General features: G+C 61.5%; 16 protein-coding genes and 2 tRNA genes. 3 read left to right on the top strand and 15 right to left on the bottom strand.

The genetic code is table 11. The features are described from left to right. From VM94_RS28855 to VM94_RS05365, 6 genes are all read right to left on the bottom strand, one after another. Nucleotides 1-417, bottom strand: a 417-nt coding sequence (locus tag VM94_RS28855; RefSeq protein WP_268762440.1) for a thiamine pyrophosphate-binding protein, incomplete at its 3' end; no start/stop codon positions are given. Nucleotides 418-642: 225 nt separating this feature from the next. Further along, nucleotides 643-1653: a porin gene (locus tag VM94_RS05385; protein ID WP_046682503.1), complete on the bottom strand. Its 1011-nt coding sequence runs from the start codon at nt 1651-1653 to the stop codon at nt 643-645. A gap of 70 nt (nt 1654-1723) precedes the next feature. After that, complete coding sequence (locus VM94_RS05380) at nt 1724-2539, bottom strand: thiazole synthase (RefSeq protein WP_046682502.1); 816 nt, start codon at nt 2537-2539, stop codon at nt 1724-1726. Nucleotides 2540-2565: 26 nt separating this feature from the next. Further along, entirely contained in the window at nt 2566-3915 is a 1350-nt protein-coding gene (locus VM94_RS05375; RefSeq protein WP_082127570.1) for a D-amino acid dehydrogenase, read from the bottom strand. 16 nt (nt 3916-3931) lie between these two features. Beyond that, nucleotides 3932-4996: a YeiH family protein gene (locus tag VM94_RS05370; protein WP_082127569.1), complete on the bottom strand. Its 1065-nt coding sequence runs from the start codon at nt 4994-4996 to the stop codon at nt 3932-3934. A gap of 205 nt (nt 4997-5201) precedes the next feature. Next, complete coding sequence (locus VM94_RS05365; RefSeq protein WP_046682501.1) at nt 5202-6071, bottom strand: NAD(P)-dependent oxidoreductase; 870 nt, start codon at nt 6069-6071, stop codon at nt 5202-5204. A gap of 258 nt (nt 6072-6329) precedes the next feature. Here VM94_RS05365 and VM94_RS05360 point away from each other — a divergent pair, with 258 nt between their 5' ends. Then, nucleotides 6330-6983, top strand: a complete 654-nt coding sequence (locus tag VM94_RS05360) for a PEP-CTERM sorting domain-containing protein (protein ID WP_235432834.1) — start codon at nt 6330-6332, stop codon at nt 6981-6983. A gap of 45 nt (nt 6984-7028) precedes the next feature. Here the strand turns inward: VM94_RS05360 and hisC are convergent, their stop codons facing one another. The 6 genes from hisC to VM94_RS05330 form a co-directional block, all read right to left on the bottom strand. Further along, nucleotides 7029-8087 carry a histidinol-phosphate transaminase gene (gene hisC / locus VM94_RS05355; RefSeq protein ID WP_046682500.1) on the bottom strand — a complete coding sequence of 353 codons (1059 nt, stop codon included), beginning with the start codon at nt 8085-8087 and terminating at the stop codon, nt 7029-7031. Nucleotides 8088-8305: 218 nt separating this feature from the next. Then, nucleotides 8306-8395: transfer RNA gene (locus tag VM94_RS05350), tRNA-Ser, on the bottom strand. Nucleotides 8396-8661: 266 nt separating this feature from the next. Beyond that, nucleotides 8662-8751, bottom strand: a tRNA-Ser gene (locus VM94_RS05345). 76 nt (nt 8752-8827) lie between these two features. Then, complete coding sequence (gene serS, locus VM94_RS05340; protein WP_046682499.1) at nt 8828-10117, bottom strand: serine--tRNA ligase; 1290 nt, start codon at nt 10115-10117, stop codon at nt 8828-8830. Between the two features lie 147 nt (nt 10118-10264). After that, a complete protein-coding gene (locus tag VM94_RS05335) occupies nt 10265-10468 on the bottom strand; it encodes a hypothetical protein (RefSeq protein ID WP_035826480.1) in 204 nt (67 codons plus the stop codon). A gap of 149 nt (nt 10469-10617) precedes the next feature. Next, the gene (locus VM94_RS05330; protein ID WP_046682542.1) at nt 10618-12039 is read right to left on the bottom strand and encodes an aminotransferase-like domain-containing protein; all 1422 of its coding nucleotides are present in this window, start codon (nt 12037-12039) and stop codon (nt 10618-10620) included. 180 nt (nt 12040-12219) lie between these two features. On the opposite strand from VM94_RS05330, the gene VM94_RS28470 reads away from it, so the two are divergent. Together VM94_RS28470 and VM94_RS05320 are read left to right on the top strand one after the other, a co-directional pair. Further along, nucleotides 12220-12510, top strand: coding sequence for a DUF2917 domain-containing protein (locus VM94_RS28470; RefSeq protein WP_052755530.1), 291 nt, complete (start codon nt 12220-12222; stop codon nt 12508-12510). Next, nucleotides 12507-13244, top strand: coding sequence for an NAD-dependent epimerase/dehydratase family protein (locus tag VM94_RS05320; protein WP_046682498.1), 738 nt, complete (start codon nt 12507-12509; stop codon nt 13242-13244). The genes VM94_RS28470 and VM94_RS05320 overlap by 4 nt, the downstream gene beginning before the upstream one ends. Nucleotides 13245-13246: 2 nt before the next feature. On the opposite strand, the gene VM94_RS05315 is transcribed toward VM94_RS05320, so the two are convergent. The 3 genes from VM94_RS05315 to VM94_RS05305 all read right to left on the bottom strand — a co-directional run bounded on the left by VM94_RS05315 (nt 13247) and on the right by VM94_RS05305 (nt 17648). Beyond that, nucleotides 13247-14554 (bottom strand): replication-associated recombination protein A, encoded by a 1308-nt coding sequence (locus VM94_RS05315; RefSeq protein WP_046682497.1) that lies wholly within the window; start codon nt 14552-14554, stop codon nt 13247-13249. A gap of 71 nt (nt 14555-14625) precedes the next feature. Beyond that, a complete protein-coding gene (lolA, locus tag VM94_RS05310) occupies nt 14626-15282 on the bottom strand; it encodes an outer membrane lipoprotein chaperone LolA (RefSeq protein WP_046682496.1) in 657 nt (218 codons plus the stop codon). Nucleotides 15283-15287: 5 nt separating this feature from the next. Beyond that, on the bottom strand, nt 15288-17648 hold the full coding sequence (locus tag VM94_RS05305) for a DNA translocase FtsK (RefSeq protein ID WP_046682495.1): 2361 nt from the start codon (nt 17646-17648) through the stop codon (nt 15288-15290). Nucleotides 17649-17850 lie beyond the last annotated feature (202 nt).

Here is a 17850-nt window from a genome sequence, read left to right as displayed (position 1 = left end):
CTCGAACATCGGCAGCTGGTTCGCTTCCTGGAAGCCGCCCAGGCCCATGCTCATGGTGCCCGTTTCCGGCGTGATGATCACGACGGGGGTGTGCGCCCAGTAGGCGGCGGCAATCGCTGTAACGCAATTGCTGATGCCGGGGCCGTTCTGGCCGATGACGACGCCATGGCGGCCCGAGACGCGGGCATAACCGTCAGCCATGTGGCCGGCGCCCTGCTCGTGCACGACGGGAATCAGGCGGATGCCGGCGGGTGCGAAGATATCCATCGGATCCATGAAGGCCGAGCCCATGATGCCGAACATGTCGGTCACGCCATTGGCGGCCAGGGTTTCCACGAACGCTTCGGAAGGCGTCATCTTTTGCGGGCCAACGGGAACGGCAGCGGCGGCGGCTTTTTGGTCGGACAAATCGGTCATGGCTCAGTCTCCTTACAGTTTTATGAAAAATCGGTATATTTTGTTCCGATATTTGAAATACGTGTTCAATTTAACGGTTGCGAAATGTGCTGTCAATGAAAATTCATGAAAAATCGGACTGTTTCATTCCTGAATCCGGAATCCGCGACTTAGGTCCACCGCTGAAACAACAATGGCGGCTTATCCGCAACAGACAAGCCGCCATCTCTACCAGCCTCGCCGTGCTTAAAACTTCAAACGCATGCCGGCCGTGAAGGCGCTCGAGTTATGCCCAGGCAAGGGCATGCTGCCGCCGCTCGATGCGTCGCCGACAAAGTTGGTGCCCGCGCCATCGTTGTTGATGCGGCCGTACGAGGTGTACAGGTTCGTGCGCTTGGACAAGGCATAGGTGTAGCCGATGGCCAGCTGGCGCCCGCCGCGTCGTGCGTTGGAGCGGTCATCCTTCTTGATGTAGGACGCCATCACGCTGCCCGCCGCGCCCACGGGGGCCGACGCGCCCAGCATGTAGCTGCGGAAATCCGTGCCCGCGTCATCCTTGTCCGTCTCATACGCGGCGTGCAGCTTGGCGGGGCCGAAGTCGTAGGTGCCGCCCAGCAAGGTGACCTTGGCCGTGTTCAGCGGTGTGTCCTTGCGGTTGTCGTGCGCCAGGGTCAGCACGAGCGGGCCGTTGGCGTAATCGATGGAAAAGTCGATGGTGCGGCCCAGGGTGTTGCTGTCCGGCTTTTCGCCGAGGCCAACCATCACGGCGGCCGACAAGCCGTTCACCTTCGGCGTTTCATACATGATGGAGTTTTTCGTGCGCAGGCTGGCCACGCTCATCAGGTTGATCGAGGCGCCCGTCATGCCCGTCTCGAAGGGGTCGATATTGTCCAGCGCGGTGAACAGCGGGTTGTGCTGCAAGCCCAGGTTCACGGCGCCAAAGCCGCCCGACAGGCCCACGTAAGCCTTGCGCCCGAACAGGGCGCCCTGGCGGTTGGCGCCCGTGTCCACATCGAGGCCATTTTCCAGCAAGAAATTGGCTTTCAGATTGTTGCCCAGGTCTTCCGTGCCCTTGAAGCCGATGCGGCTGCCCGACTGCACGCCGGTCGCCAGCTTGGTGACGGAACCGTCCGCGCCGCCGTGTTCGGACGTCAGGCCCGCGTCGAGCAAGCCGTACACGGTGACGGACGATTGGGCACTGGCGCTGCCGGCGAAGAAGGAAGCCAGGACGGCTGCCGCTACGAGTGTGTGTTTCATGTCATCTCCAGGTATTGTGGTTTTTATAAACGCTTGAAACAATCATCAACTGCCTTGCTACAAATCGGGCTCAGGCAATCAGCCCGGCCATCGGCGACGAGGGCGAGGCGCTCATGACGCCTGCCCTCCGGGGCATGCGTCCGGCCAGATAGGCCTCGCGTCCGCCCTGCACTGCCAGTTTCATGGCACGCGCCATGCGTACCGGTTCGCGCGCCGCCGCGATGGCGGTATTCATCAGGATGCCGTCGCAACCGAGCTCCATGGCGATGGCCGCGTCCGACGCCGTGCCGACACCGGCGTCGACCAGCACTGGGACCCTGGCTTGCTCGATGATCAACGACAGATTCCACGGATTCAAAATGCCCATGCCCGAGCCGATCAGGGACGCCAGCGGCATGACAGCGATGCAGCCGATGTCTTCCAGCATGCGCGCCTGGATGGGGTCGTCGCTGCAGTACACCATCACCTGAAAGCCGTCGCGCACCAGCTGCTGCGCCGCTTTCAGCGTTTCCGGCATGTTCGGGAACAGGGTCTTTTCATCGCCGAGCACTTCCAGCTTGCACAACTGGTGGCCGCCCAGCAGCTCGCGCGCCAGCTGCAAGGTGTAGACGGCGTCGCGCGCGTTGTAGCAGCCGCCCGTGTTGGGCAGGATCGTGTATTTCGATGGCGGTATGAAATCGAGCAGGTTCGGCTCGCCCTTTTCCTGGCCGATATTCACGCGCCGGATGGTGACGGTGACGATCTCGGCGCCGCTCTCTTCGATGGCCAGGCGCGTTTCCTCGAAATCCTTGTACTTGCCCGTGCCCACCAGCAGGCGCGACTGGTAGGTGGTACCGGCCAGGGTCAGCCCGGCCGGTGGCTGGCTGGGGGTGGCGTCGTCTCTCATCGTGATCTCCTAAGTTAAAGCTGGGGTCAGTCCCGTCGGGATTGAAATGTGCCCCATTGGGGTACATTTCCCCGGCGGGTCTGACCCCGGAATTCCTCTACCGCAGACTGCGGCGCCAAGCGTTCCCCGCAAAACGCAAAATCGACTTCCGGCCGTCGTCCCGACACGAGGTCGGCAATCGCCCTGCCCGCACCGCAGCCCATGGTCCATCCCAGGGTGCCGTGGCCCGTGTTGAGGTAGAGCTGGCGGTAGCGCGTCGTACCGATGTACGGCACGTTCGATGGCGTGAGCGGGCGCAAGCCGGCCCAATAGACGGGGTCGCTGTAATCGCAAGCACCAGGAAACAGCGCCTGCACTCTGCGCGTGATGGCGGCGCAGCGCACGGGGTTCAGTTCGCGCGTGTAGCCGTTCAGCTCGCACGTGCCCGCCACGCGCAGGCGCTCACCCAGCCGTGAAAACACCAGTTTGTGGCCGTCGTCCGTCAGCGAGACGACCGGTGCGCTGATGGGGTCGAGTATCGGATACGTGGCGGAATAACCTTTGCCCGGATACAGCATCAAGCGGATGCCCAGCGGCTGCAGCAGCGGTGCGGAAAAGCTGCCCATGGCCACCACCACGGCATCCGCGTATTCCAGGCGGTGGCGACCGTGCGCATCGATGCATTCCACGCCCGTGATGCGTTCGCCATCCGCCAGCAGGCGCGTCACCGTCGTGCCGTACTGAAAATCCACGCCGGCAGCGGCCGCGCGGACCGCCAAGGCCGTGGTAAACAAATGCACGTCGCCCGACTCGTCGCTGGCCGTAAAATCGCCGCCGACAATCTGGCCGCGCGCGTGGCGCAGGGCCGGTTCCAGCTGGATCACTTCATCGGCGCTGACGGTGTTGCGGGGGCAGCCCAGCTCGCGCAAGAGCGCGGCGCCCGACTGCGATTTATCGAACTCCTGCTGGTCCGTATAGAAATGCAAAATGCCCCGCTCGAGGTGGTCATACGCGATGCCCGTCTCGCGGCGCAAGGCTTGCAGGCTCTGGCGGCTGTACTCGGCCAGGGCGACGATCTGGCGCATGTTGCGCGACACCCTAGCCGGCAGGCATTCGCGCAAATAATGCAAGGCCCACTGCCATTGCAGCATATCAAGACGGGGACGGAACAGCAGCGGCGCGTCGTCCTTGCCCAGCCAGCGGACGACCTTGCGCAGGGTGGCGGGATTGGCCCACGGTTCCGCGTGCGAGACGGAAATCTGGCCGCCATTGCCGAAGCTCGTTTCCTGCGCGGCGCCCGCCTGGCGCTCGAGCACGCGCACGTCGTGGCCCGCCTGGCGCAAGTACCAGGCCGATGCCGTGCCGACCACGCCGGCGCCGAGGACTAGGATCTTCATGGCGGCTGGCCGTGGCTTAGCGCGTCAGCAGCACGGCGATGGCGACGAAGGCGGCGATCCACACGGTTTCCATCACCAGCATGATCACGGGACGCCAGCCCAGCGAGGCCAGCGACTGGAACGACGTTTTCACGCCCAGTGCGGCAATGGCGATGACGAGGCAGGCGCGCGAAGCGTTGTTGATCCAGCCATTCACTTCCTGCGGAATCAGGCCCAGGCTGTTGGTGATGACGAGCCAGACAAAGCCGATCAGGAAGAAAGGCACGAGCGGCGGCGCATCGACTTCGCTCTTGCCGTCCTTGCGCTTGAACATGATCGACAGGCCCAGCACGACGGGCACGAGGCAAGCGACACGCGTCAGTTTGACGAAGGTAGCGACGTCGCCCGTGTGGTTGCTCACCAGATAGCCGGCACCCACCACTTGCGCCACGTCGTGGATGGTGCCGCCGATAAACACGCCCGCTTCCGTGGGGTCGAAGCCCAGCAGCTTGACCAGCAGCGGGTAGACGATCATGGCCAGGGTCGACAAGGTCGTCACGCCCACCACCGTCAGCAGGGTGAACTTTTCGTTTTCCTTCGTTTGCGGCAGCACGGCCGAGATGGCCAGCGCGGCCGACGCGCCGCAGATGGCGACGGAACCGCCCGACAAGATCCCTTCCGTGATGGGGCGCTTGAGCCACCTGGCCAGCAGATAGCCGAAGCCCAAAGTCGCCACCAGGCCGCCGACGACGATCAATAACGGCGTCACGCCGACCGACGCGATCTGGTTGAAGGTGATGCGCGCGCCCAGCAGGGCCACTCCCGTGCGCAACAACACCTTGCTGCAAAACTCGATGCCGGGCTTGCAGGTAGGGTCGGCCGCGAGGAAGTGGAAGGCCAGGCCGAAGAACAGCGCATACAGCAGCTGCGGGCCGCCGTAATTGCTGGAAATAAAGGTAGCCGACAGGGCGATCACCAGCGCGATGGCCACGCCGGGCCAGCTACGCAGTACGGCGCGGGGACGCCAGATGGCAACGGCGGAAGACAGGTAGGGAATGTTCTTGTCGACAACGCGTGTTATCGCTGAGGAGTTGGTTTTCATGCGGGTCCGCTCATAATGTTTTAAAAAATGGGACATTTCATCTCGTTTTTTAATAATACACGATGAGCTAGCGAAGTCCATGCTTTTCCATGAAAATCGAAACCGGATGTTCCGGAAACTGACGTTTTAAGGTTATTGCTGGCGTAAACGACAAGCGGCGCGCCCCTTTGCAGGGACGCGCCGCTCATTACTGACGAGTTAAATTTTACTTTTTATTCAGGCGGGTAATCAGGCTGGACGTGTCGTAACGGTTACCGCCCGCCTGCTGCACTTCACCGTAAAACTGATCCGTCAAGGTCGTCACGGGCAGGTCGCTGCCATTGCGCTTGGCTTCGGCGAGGCAAATACCGAGGTCCTTGCGCATCAGGTCGACGGCGAAACCGAAGTCGAACTTGCGCTCGATCATGGTCTTGCCCCGGTTTTCCAGCTGCCACGACTGCGCCGCGCCCTTGGCAATCACGTCGACCACCAGCGCCGCATCGAGGCCCGCGTTTTCAGCAAAGGCGATGCCTTCGCTCAAGGCTTGCACGAGGCCCGCGATGCAGATCTGGTTGACCATTTTTGTGAGCTGGCCGGAACCGGATGCCCCCATGTAGGTGACGGCGCGCGAGAACAGGGCGATGACGGGTTCGGCCCGCGCGTACGCTTCCGCGTCGCCGCCCACCATCACCGTCAGCTTGCCGTTTTCCGCACCAGCCTGGCCGCCGGACACGGGCGCATCGAGGAAGAACACGCCTTTCTCTTTCGCCGCCGCGTGGATGGTGCGCGCCGCTTCGGCCGAAGCCGTCGTATGGTCGATCAGGATGCTGCCCGGTGCCATGGCCGACAACAGGCCGCCCTCTTCCAGGATGACCTGGTACAGGTCGTTATCGTTGCCGATGCAGGTGAAGACGAACTCGGCGCCTGCTGCGGCGGCGGCTGGCGTGGCGGCGCTGCTGCCCTTGTATTGCTCCAGCCAGGCGGCCGCGCGGGCCGGGTTGCGGTTGTACACGGTGACCTCGTGCCCGCCCGCCGCCAGGTGACCTGCCATGGGGAAACCCATGACGCCCAAACCGATGAATGCCACTTTTGCCATATTGTCCGTCCTGTCGATGTATGAATCCGATTATTGTTGCACAAATGTCCCGCGCCGGCAGCATCGTGCCGCCAGATGCCAACTCAGGCGGCCATGCATTAGCAATTGGCAAACATCAGCGATTTAATATGCAAGATCAAAATTATCATAAATGATTTATGTTGTATTTTTTTCTATTTAATATTACATTGGACTGGCATTACAAATAAGGAAACTTTTTGCCCCATCCTTTTCCCAACCCTCGTTAAGGAGTCGATCTTGCAGACCTCACTCACCCGCATGAAAATCATCAGCGCCGCCGCCCTCCTGCTCGCCGCCAGCGCCGTACAGGCAGACATCACGGTATTTACCAGCCAGTCCGCCTACCTGGCAGCGGCCGGCAATACCGGTGTCGACACCTTTGATGATTTGCCCATCGATGCACTCGATAGCCCACTGAACCGCAATGCCGGCAGCTATGCCTACACGGCAAGCAGCGTTGGCGTCTCGCCCCTCCTGTATGGCGCCGGCACGGGCAGCGACAACTGGCTGAGCACGAACAACCGCAACGACAGCGTGGTCTTCTCCAACTTTTCCAGTGCCGTACGCGGTGTGGGGGGATTCTTCTTCGGCTCGAACTCTGCCGGTGGCTATGCCAACAGCCAGAGCATCACTTTGACAGCGCGTAATGCGCTGGGCGAGCTGCTCACCTATGAACTGGCGCTGCCGACACAGGCATCGTTTATCGGCTTCCTGTCGACGGGCGCCTTCTCGGACCTGGCCGTCAGCACGGCCGGACAGATCGGCATCTGGCCGACCATCAATAACCTGTCCGTGTCGGCCGTACCGGAGCCAGCCACTTACGGCATGCTGCTGGGCGGCCTGGGCTTGCTGGGCTTCATGGCGCGCCGCCGCCGGGCCAGTCAGCAGTAAAACTGGCGCCTGGTACGGCTGCCGGCAGCCGTACCAGGCCTGCCATCACAATAATATCTCGCGCAAGGCAGCCATCAAGGCCGCGCACTCGCCCACGTTGCCGATGCTGATACGCAAATACTGGCTGATGCGCGGTGCATTGAAATGGCGCACGATCACGGAACGGGCGCGCAAGCCGGCCGCCAGTTGCGCCGCGTCATGCTGCGGGTGGCGGACAAAGACAAAGTTGGCCACCGACGGCAACACCTCGAAACCCAGCACAGCAAGATCCGCCGTCAACTGTTCACGGCTGGCGATCACGGCCTGGCGCGTCTGCTGGAAATACGCTTCGTCGTGCAGCGACGCCACGGCGCCGGCCAGCGCCAGCCGGTCCAGCGGATAGGAATTGAAACTGTTCTTCACTCTTTCCAGCGCCTCGATCAAGTCCGGATGCCCGAATGCACAACCGACGCGCAAGCCGGCCAGCGAGCGCGATTTCGAGAACGTCTGCACCACCAGCAAGTTCGGATAACGCTCGACCAGGACCACGGCGCTCTCGCCGCCGAAATCCACATACGCTTCATCGACCACCACCACGGCGTCGGGGTGGTCGCGCAACAGGGTTTCCACACCGGCCAGCGGCAAGTCCACGCCCGTCGGCGCGTTGGGATTGGGGAAGATGATGGCGCCGCACGGCCCCTGGTAGTCTTCCGGGCGGATGCGCATGGCATCGTCGAGCGCGACCGTGCGGTAATCGATGCCGTACAGCTTGCAATACACGGGGTAAAAACTATAGCTGATGTCGGGGAACAGCAGCGGCGCGTCGTGCTTGAGCAAGGCCATGAAGGCCAGCGCCAGCACTTCATCGGAACCATTGCCGACGAACACTTGCGCGCTGTTCAGGCCGTGGTAGTCGGCCAGGGTTTGCTTCAGTTCGCTGGCCGTGGGATCGGGGTAGAGGCGCAAGGTGTCGTTACTGGCTTCGTGCAGCGCGGCCAAGACGTGGGGCGACGGGCCGTAGGGATTTTCGTTGGTGTTGAGTTTGACCAGGCTGGGCAGCTTGGGTTGCTCGCCCGGGATGTAAGGGGTCAGCTCGCTGACGATGTTGCTCCAGAATCGGCTCATTGCTTTTATTGGTGGGGTCGGGATGGGAGGGGGTAGATTACCATGGCTGAGGCAGATCACGGTGGTGGGAGCGCTGGCAATGAGAGCTTGAATGGAGGAAAAAACGCCTTGCGCTGCACGCTTTGGGCGGTTTTTCTACCTGACCTTGTTGCGCTGGTGGTTTGCATATGTGGTGGGTATAAAAAAAGCTCCCTTGCGGGAGCTTCTCTTATGTATTCTGGCGGAGAGGGTGGGATTCGAACCCACGGTACGATTTAACGTACGCTTGATTTCGAGTCAAGTACATTCGACCACTCTGCCACCTCTCCGTTTACTGCGGTCTATTCGTTCAAACTGGCGTGCCGGTTTGAACGAGGCGCTATTTTAGCATGGGTGTTGCTGGGTTGGGTAGGGGTTTATTGGTGATTTGCAACTGAGGGTTCAAGTAAATCAAAACCTAGTTGGACGATTCGGAGAGCCCCGCGCAAGTATGCGCGGGGCTTCGAATCCCACGCGTACGCCCCGCAGGGGGCGTACTCCTTTCCGCCGCCACAAATAAAAAAAGCTCCCTTTCGGGAGCTTTCTCTATTTGTTCTGGCGGAGAGGGTGGGATTCGAACCCACGGTACGATTTAACGTACGCTTGATTTCGAGTCAAGTACATTCGACCACTCTGCCACCTCTCCATTTGCTGCGGTCTTTCCCGCATTGCTGCGAGAAGGCAAGATTATAGCAGCCCGCGGCGAAAAGAAAAGGACTATTTTAGGCCTTCAGATGCGTCAGGCCACCCATGTACGGGCGCAGCACGGCCGGGATCTCGACGCTGCCGTCTGCCTGCTGGTAGTTTTCCAGCACGGCCACCAAAGTGCGGCCCACTGCCAGGCCGGAGCCGTTCAGGGTGTGCGCCAGTTCCGGCTTGCCGGCGGCGTTGCGGAAACGCGCCTGCATACGGCGGGACTGGAAGGCTTCGCAGTTCGATAGCGACGAAATCTCGCGGTAAGTGTTTTGCGCCGGCAGCCACACCTCCAGGTCGAAGGTCTTGGTGGCGCCAAAACCCATGTCGCCCGTGCACAGCGACATCACGCGGTATGGCAGGCCCAGGCGTTGCAAGATGGCTTCCGCATGGCCGACCATCTCGTCCAGCACCTGGTACGAGGTGTCCGGATGCACCACTTGCACCATTTCGACTTTATCGAACTGGTGCTGGCGGATCATGCCGCGCGTGTCGCGGCCATAGCTGCCTGCTTCCGAACGGAAGCATGGCGTGTGCGCCGTCATTTTCAGCGGCAGTTGGTCGAGCGCGAGGATTTCATCGCGGGCGATGTTGGTCAGCGACACTTCCGACGTCGGGATCAGGTAGAAGGTCTCGCCCTCGCCTTCCGCGCCGCCTTTTTTCACCGAGAACAGATCGGCTTCGAATTTCGGCAACTGGCCCGTGCCGCGCAGCGAATCGGCGTTGACCATGTACGGCGTATAGCATTCCGTGTAGCCATGCTCGTCCACGTGCGTGTTGAGCATGAATTGCGCCAGCGCGCGGTGCAGGCGGGCAATGCCGCCCTTCATGACGGAGAAGCGCGAACCGGTCAGCTTGGTGGCCACTTCGAAGTCCAGGCCCAGCGGGCCGCCCACGTCGACGTGATCCTTGACTTCAAAGTCAAAAGTCCGCGGCGTGCCGACCTTGCGCACTTCCACGTTGCCCGACTCGTCCGTACCCACGGGCGACGACTCGTGCGGCAAGTTCGGCACGGCCATGATGAAGTCGCTCAGCTTGGCTTGCACCACGGTCAAGGCCGCTTCGTCGGCTTTCAGTTCATCGCCCAGGCCAGCCACTTGCGCCATCACGGCCGAGGTGTCTTCCCCCTTGCCTTTCAACATGCCGATTTGCTTGGACAGCGCATTGCGCTTGCCCTGCAGCTCTTCGGTGCGCGTCTGGATCGCCTTGCGTTCGGCTTCGAGGGCGGTAAAACCTGCCACGTCGAGCTGGAATTTGCGCGTCGCCAGGCGTTCTGCGACGGTGGCGATGTCTTTACGGAGAAGTTGGATATCTATCATGGGTGGATGGCGGTGCCGATGTATCGAAAGCACTCATTGTACCAAGACCCGTTCAGTTCTTTAGGAGTTTTGCACATGGCTGGCCATCGTCATGGCGGTATGGCCGGGCACTCGCGCCCGCTTTGCGGCGACTGCTTAGTTTAATACTTAGATAAAGGCGGCTTTTTCGGCGGCGCTCAAGCGACGGGCGCTGACGGTGACGACAGGCATCGTGCTGTCGGCAGCCTGGGCGATCACGGTGCTGCTGGCGCTCACTTCCACCGTGTTCGCGCCGGCGGTGGCGAAGCTGGCGCCGATGGCGATGATGGCGGCGGCGACAAAGGTGATTTCCATGTTTTTCAGTGCGTTCATGATGTGACTCCTGGTTGGTTTGTTTCGTTGACTGCTGCTGGTATGGTGGTACTTTAGCCAACGGCCACAAACAAGGCCACCGGCTTGCGACCAGCGGCGAAAAACAGGGAGCGAACGGTGAAAAACGGGGATTGAAGCGTGGATAATAGTTACAAGGCGTCCTTGACGAGGCGACCAAGGCGGCTGATAGCCTGCTCGATGCGCGGCGTCCACGCATTGCCGCAATTGAGGCGCAGATAATTGCCGAACTTGCCCGAGGCCGAGAACAGCTGGCCCGGCATATACGCCACGCCGTCCGCGATGGCAGGGCCATGCAGGGCCAGCGCATCGATTTGCGGCGGCATCTGCACCCACAGCACGAAACCGCCCTGCGGCTCGGACAGCATGCAATCCGCCGGAAAGCTGGCCGCCACGGCGTCGGACATGCGGGCGATGCGCTGCACCAGGGTGCGTCGCATCTTGCGCAATTGCTGGTCGTAGCTGCTGCCCTCCAGAAAATCGGCCAGCACGGCCTGGAAGAAATGGCTGGTGGCGCCGCTCGACACGGTTTTCAGCAAAGCCACTTCCTGGGCGAAGCGCCCGGCCAGCACGTAACCGACACGGGACGCGGGCGTGATGGCCTTGGAAAATGAGGAGCACAGTAAAACGTTGCCGCTCGTGTCGTAAGCTTTCACGGGCCACGGCCGCTGCGGCGCAAAGCACAGGTCGCCATATACATCGTCTTCCACCAACGGAATATTGAATTCAGACAGCAGCCCCGCCAGCCGCTTCTTGTTTTCCTCCGGCATGACGCAACCGAGGGGATTATTTGCGTTCGGCACGAACAAACACGCTTGCACGAGGCCGGCGCGCAGGGCCAGCTCGAGCGCATCGAGCGACGGCCCCGTCTTCGGGTCGGTGGGAATTTCCAGCGCCTTCATGCCCAGGCTTTCGATCATCTGCAGCAGCACGAAATACGTGGCCGATTCGATGGCAATCGTATCGCCCGGTTTGGCGACGGCGCGCAGGCACAGGCTGATCGCCTCCGTGCAGGAATTCGTCACGACGATCTCGTGCGGGTCCAGCTTGCCCCAGTCCAGCGCCCGGCGCGTCACCTGGCGCAAAAAATTGCTTTCGCTGACGTCGTAACAGCTGACCTTGCTCAATAAAGCGGGCTCGCGCCGCGCCACGGCGCTGATGGTGCGCTGCATGCGTTTGATGGGTAATATCTCGTCGGGCGGCCAGGCCGTGCCCAGCTGCACGATATCGGGCGCCTCGTTTTCCTTCAGCACGCGCATCAACAGATTATTGATGCCGACAAAGGCCGGCTCCTTCAAATGCTGGGCGTCGGCGCTGCACGGCCGGCGCGGCGCGCGGTGGCGCACGAAATAGCCGGACTGGGGCCGCGCATCGACCTGCCCCCGGTCTTCCATCAGGCGCAAGGCTTGCATCACGGTGCTGACGGAGATGCGCTTTTGCTGCGCCAGGTGGCGGATCGACGGCAGGCGGTCGCCGGGCGCGAACACGCGCGAGTCGATCAAGGCGCCCAGCTCGTTGGCCAGGTGCTCGTACAGATTCAAATGCGCGCTCATGTTCATCCCTTCAGTATGCGGCTGGCGCACGTGGCCGGCACAGATACAGTTGCCGAGTTTTTTGACAAGCACAGTGTACGACAAGGGACACTGTATGCATCACAATTTCGTTTTCCTGCATCTGTCATGGTTCACCGCAAGGGCCTAAGCTGTTCCTGTCAGCACAACAGGAGCGATGCCATGCATACCGACCACGAATTACGCAGCGAACGGCCTTTGCGCCTGGAAAAAGCGCACGCCAGGGTCATCGAATGCCTGTCCGGCACGGCGTGGATCACGGCCTACGCCCAGTTCGAGGATTGCGTGCTGCGCAGCGGCGAACGCTATACGATACCGAATGACGGCCTGGTGCTGGTTGAGGCCGTCGGTAGCGGACACATCCGTGTGCATGGCACAGCCGCCCCCCGACCTGCCCTGCTGCGCTGGCTGAACCTGGCACGGCCCCACACACTGATCATAAGGAATACATGACACAAACTCTACTGCGCGTCCTCGTCACGGGCGCCGCCGGCATCATCGGCACCGCTTTCTGGAAGAGCCGGCACGGGGAATTCTCCCTGCGCCTGGCCGACCTGCACACAGGCAAGCTGGCCGAAGCGCCCTGCCCATCCATTCAGCTTGACGTGGCCGACTATGCCGCCTGCCTGGCCGCCTGTGCCGATATCGATGTGGTGCTGCACCTGGCCGGCGTGCCGCACGCCAGCGCCGATTTCGATGCGCAATTGCTGCAGCCGAACATTGTCGGCACGCACAATATCTTCCGCGCGGCACAGGAACAGGGAGTGAAAAGAGTCGTGCTTGCCAGCAGCGCGCAAGCCATCGAAGGCTATCCGCTCGACGTGCAAGTGCAAGAGCACATGCCGGCCCGGCCCGCCAACATGTATGGCGCCAGCAAGGCGTTTGGCGAAGGCGTGGCCTCGGCCTTTGCGCACCAGCACGGCATGACGACGATCGCCGTGCGCATCGCCAATGTGGCGCAGTTTGAACAAGGCCAGCAACACAGCGCGCGCGACATCGCCGCCTTCATCAGCGAACGCGACGTGGTGCAACTGCTGGCCCGCTGCGTGACGGCGGACGTGCCAGCCGGCTACCACGTCGTGCATGGGGTGTCGGACAACCGCTACAAGCGGCTGTCGATTGCCGCGACGCGCCAGCTGGTGGGCTATGCGCCGCAGGATGACGGTTTTACCCTCCTGGGACTGTAGCCTCAGCCCTTCCCTGCTTTTCTGTCCAGCTCGCGCAGCCACGCCAATTTATCGGCTATCTTGCTTTCCAGGCCGCGCGGCACGGGCTGGTACCAGCCCGGTTCGGCCATGCCGTCCGGAAAATAGGTTTCACCGGCCGCATACGCATCGGGCTCGTCGTGCGCGTAGCGGTAGGCGTGGCCGTAACCGAGTTCCTTCATCAGCTTCGTCGGCGCATTACGCAAGTGCACGGGCACTTCCTTCGACTTGTCTTTCTTCACGAACGCCATGGCCGTATTGAACGCGTTGTAGCCGGCATTGCTTTTCGCGGCGATCGCCAGGTAGATCACGGCCTGTCCCAGCGCCAGCTCGCCTTCGGGCGAACCGAGCCGTTCATACGTTTCCGCCGCATCATTGACCATGGTCAAGGCGCGCGGATCGGCCAGGCCGATGTCTTCCCAGGCCATGCGCACGATGCGCCGCGACAGATAGCGTGGGTCCGCACCGCCGTCGATCATGCGGCAAAACCAGTACAGGGCCGCATCGGGGTTCGAGCCGCGCACGGATTTATGCAAGGCGGAAATCTGGTCATAGAAATTGTCGCCCCCCTTGTCGAAACGGCGCGAGTTGAGGGTCAGCGCATTGTCGACGAAGGCCGCGTCGATCTTGGTCCTGCCCGTCGAGCTGGCGGCCGTCTCGGCCTGTTCCAGCAAGTTCAAAAAGCGGCGCGCATCGCCATCCGCATAGCCGATCAGGGTGTCGGCGGCCGCCTCGTCGAAGGTCAGGTGCGTCAGGGCCGTGGATTGCGCCTTGGCCAGCAACTGTTTCATCTCGTCTTCGTTGAGCGATTTCAATACATACACTTGGGCGCGCGACAGCAGCGCCGAATTCACTTCAAAGCTGGGGTTTTCCGTCGTCGCGCCAATAAACGTCACCAGGCCCGATTCGACGAACGGCAGCAAGGCGTCCTGCTGCGACTTGTTAAACCTGTGGATCTCGTCGACGAACAGCAAGGTGTGCTTGCCGAACTGGTCGAGGCTGTGGCGTGCCTGGTCCATGGCCGCGCGGATATCTTTTACGCCCGCAAACACGGCCGACAGGGCGATGAACTCGCTGTCGAACGCGTTCGCCATCAGGCGCGCCAGGGTCGTCTTGCCCACGCCGGGCGGCCCCCACAAGATCATTGAATGGGCCTTGCCCGCGTCGAACGCGAGGCGCAGCGGCTTGCCCACGCCCAACAGATGCGTCTGGCCGATGACTTCGTTCAGGGTGCTCGGCCGCAAGGCTTCGGCCAAGGGCTGGCGCGGTGCGGTGGAAAAGAGATCCGCCATAATGAGTTACCTAATAAGAATGCAAAAGCCCCGCATTGCTGCGAGGCTGGTCAACAGCAAGACGTCAACAATCAGTTATTAATGACGTCCGCGCCTTTTGGCATCACGAATTTGAAATGGTTCGCGGCCAGCGCAGGATTCTTCTGGAAGTTCTTGAACGCCAGCACCGAAGTCTGGCCGAACGAGTCGCGCAATTCCATCGCTTCCGGCACGCCGTTGCGCAAGCCGATGGTGATTTCGTCGAACGTCGTGTCCTTGGCTTTCGGTGTCGCTTTCAGCCATTCCAGGCCATCGCGCGTACCGGCTTCGGCCAGGGTGAAATTCTTTTCCAGGTCGTTGCTGCCGAACAAAATCGCCGCTGGCGAGGAACCGAGCGCGTCGCCCAGTTTCTTAACCGTCACCTGGCTCAAGTCCTTGTCGTAGATATACAGCTTGTCGCCGTCCGCCTGCAGCAGTTGCTCATACGGCTTCAGATAGGTCCAGATGAACTTGCCCGGACGCGCAAACTCGAACGTGCCGCTGGCTGGCGTCGACACTTTCGCCTTGCCGCTGGCGTCCGCCTTCTTGACCTGGCGCTGCACGAACTCGCCCTTGGCCGACTTGGTGCCGGCCGCAAAACTCTTGAATTGCTCCAGCGCGCTGGCCGAGGCGCTGGCCGCGAACAGCAGGCTGCAGGCAACGCTGGCCGCGCCGATCATCATTTTTGCTGCGAAAGTCGTGTTCTTCATTCTGTTTACCCTTGTTCACTACTGGCCGCCGGCACCAGGATTTCCCGATTGCCATTGGATTGCATGGTTGATACCACCCCGCTCTGCTCCATCTGCTCGAGCAGACGGGCGGCGCGGTTGTAGCCGATGCGCAAATGACGCTGCACCAGCGAAATCGAGGCGCGGCGGTTTTTCAGCACCACCGCCACCGCCTGGTCGTACAGGGCATCGGCCTCGCCGCCGCCCTCGCCCGGCGCGCCGCCCTCGGCGCCATCGCCTTCCAGGGTGCCGCCTTCGAGGATGCCCTCGATGTAATTCGGTTCGCCCTGCAGCTTCAAATGGCTGACGACTCTGTGGACTTCTTCATCGGACACGAACGCGCCGTGCACGCGCATCGGCAAGCCTGTGCCGGGCGGCATGTACAGCATGTCGCCCATGCCCAGCAGGGTTTCCGCGCCCATCTGGTCGAGAATGGTGCGCGAGTCGATCTTCGACGAGACCTGGAAGGCGATACGCGTGGGGATGTTCGCCTTGATCAAGCCCGTGATCACGTCTACAGATGGGCGCTGCGTGGCCAGAATCAAGTGCAAGCCGGCAGCGCGCGCCTTTTGGGCGATACGCGCGATCAATTCCTCGACTTTTTTGCCCACCACCATCATCAGGTCGGCCAGCTCGTCGATGATGATGACAATGGTCGGCAGTTTTTCCAGCGGCTCCGGCGAGTCCGGCGTCAGGCTGAACGGATTCGGGATATGTTCTTCGCGCTTTTTCGCGTCGGCAATCTTGGCGTTGTAGCCCGCCAGGTTACGCACGCCCATCTTGCTCATCAGCTTGTAACGGCGTTCCATCTCGTTGACGGCCCAGTTCAGCGCATGGCCGGCCTGGCGCATGTCGGTCACGACGGGCGCCAGCAAGTGCGGAATGCCTTCGTAGACGGACATTTCCAGCATCTTCGGATCGATCAAAATCAGCCGCACGTCGAGCGGATCGGATTTGTACAGCAGCGACAGAATCGTCGCATTGATGCCGACCGACTTACCGGAGCCGGTGGTACCGGCCACCAGCAAGTGGGGCATCTTCGCCAGGTCGGCCACGACGGGCTTGCCCGCGATATCCTTGCCAAGCGCAATCGTCAGGCTCGATACGCCATCGTTGTAGACCTTGGAGCCGAGGATTTCCGTCAGACGCACGATCTGGCGCTTGCTGTTCGGCAGTTCCAAGGCCATGTAATTCTTGCCGGGAATGGTTTCCACTACGCGGATGGAAGTCAGCGACAGCGAACGGGCCAGGTCGCGCGCCAGGCCGACGATCTGGCTACCCTTCACGCCCGTGGCCGGCTCGATTTCATAGCGCGTGACAACGGGGCCGGGGTAAGCGGCCACTACCTTGGCATCCACGCCAAAGTCCGACAATTTCTTTTCGATCAGGCGGCTCGTAAATTCCAGCGTTTCCACGGACACCGTTTCCACCACGGGCGGCGCTTCATCGAGCAGCGACAAAGGCGGCAGCTTGCCATCGCCCAGGTTCTCGAACAAATGGGCCTGGCGTTCCTTTTCCACGCGCTCCGATTTCACCACGGTCACCACCTGCGGCTCGATCTTCACGGGCGGCGCGGCCACATGTTTCTCTACATGCTTGGCTCGCTCGATGACCACCACTTCGTCGCGGCGCACGGCGGCCACTTCGCCCTGGCGGCGGTCTTCGCGGTCCTGGTAGCGCAGCACGAACCAGTTGAAGGCGTCTTCGATGGCGCCGCCGATGCGTTCGGCCACTTGCAGCCACGACACGTGGAAGAACAGGGAAAAGCCCAGGCCGAACAGCAGCAACAGCAGCAAGGTCGCGCCAGTAAAACCAAAAGCCACGTGGGCCGAGTGCCCGACCAGCTGGCCCAGCACGCCGCCCGGATCGCGCGGCAGCTGCACGTGCAGGCTTTTTGCCATGCGCAGGAATTCGAGGCCCATGCTGCCGATCAGCATGATGGAGAAGCCGACGATGCGGATCAGCATCTCGACATGGTGTTCGCGCTCCACCTCCTCCTCTTCCAGCAGGAAGCGCTTACTCAGGCGGCGATAGCCATGCCACACTGTGCGCAGCAGCCACACGCACCACCACCAGGCGGAAAAGCCGAAGATATACAGCAACAGATCGGAGAAGGTCGCGCCGAGCTTGCCGCCCAGGTTGGCCACCTTGTCGACGTTGGTGGCGTGCGACCAGCCGGGATCGAGCTTGTTGAAGCTGGCCAGGATCAGCACGAAATACAAGGCAAACGCGGCCAGCGCGAACCAGCGCGCCTCGGACAGCAGCCGCACCAGCCGGTTGGGCAGGGGCCGGCGTTCGACCGGTTTTCGGGTGTAGCTATTTTGATTGGCCTGGGCTGGTTTAGTCATTCTGGGAAGCGCTGCAAGGTGAAAAATGTTTCTGAAAGGGAATTTCCCATAATAAGGAAGTATTCTAAGCCATATATGCCCCGGACGGCCCCACGATTCGTCGCTACAGGCGGCTTGGTCTATAATCGTGGATTGATTGCGCAAGCGCAATACGCCCTTGTTCTTCGCGCGTATGCCCCCAATTCGGATAGACCCCACTCAT

The sequence above is a fragment of the Janthinobacterium sp. KBS0711 genome (assembly GCF_000988085.1).
Classification (GTDB): Bacteria; Pseudomonadota; Gammaproteobacteria; order Burkholderiales; family Burkholderiaceae_D; genus Janthinobacterium; species Janthinobacterium lividum_E.
This window is presented reverse-complemented; position numbering and strand designations above follow the sequence as displayed.